The following is a 552-nucleotide window of genomic DNA, read 5'->3' as shown; positions in this document are numbered from 1 at the left end:
CCGGCCGCCCCGTCACCGTAATCATCCATCCCTCAGGCCTGCCCATCGGACACCTCCACACTTCGAGGTGTTGCGACGATCAGTTGAATTCACCCAGTGCACGAGTGTGATTCGGTGACACGCTGAGTCTTTCAGCCATTCGGCCGTCGGTGGGCAGCATCGGTGATGCGTACGACAATGCGTTGGCCGAGACGACGATCGGGCTCTACAAGGACGAATGTGTCCGCGCCGACTCCCCGTTTCGCCGTGGGCCTCTGAACACCTTGGGCGACGTCGAGTACGTCGACGCCGACTACGTCGCCTGGTTCAACCAACAGCGCCTCATGCACCGCCTCGGATGCGTTCCACCCGCCGAAGCCGAAGCCCGCCACTGTTCCCAACGCGTGACCGACCAACCGGCCGGCTCACAAAACTCGAGGGTGCATGAAACCCGGGATGGTTCACAGCGCCGCGGCCTCGGTGTGCCTACGCTCGCGAGACATATAGCGATCCTGTGCCATCGCCATTTTCGAATGCTTGAGGTGATCGGCGCCCACGTGAGCGGTGCACGGC

General features: G+C 62.7%; 1 pseudogene. It reads left to right on the top strand.

Features of this window, described 5'->3' with window-relative positions:
- Positions 1 to 110: 110 nt before the first annotated feature.
- Positions 111 to 410: pseudogene (locus SKC42_RS27440) on the top strand (IS3-like element ISMysp3 family transposase); the annotation flags it as partial.
- Between the last annotated feature and the right edge of the window lie 142 nt (positions 411 to 552).

This window comes from Mycobacterium sp. 050134, from assembly GCF_036409085.1.
Lineage (GTDB): Bacteria > Actinomycetota > Actinomycetes > Mycobacteriales > Mycobacteriaceae > Mycobacterium.
The sequence above is the reverse complement of the archived record's forward strand: the minus strand, read 5'-3'. Positions and strand labels throughout refer to the sequence as shown.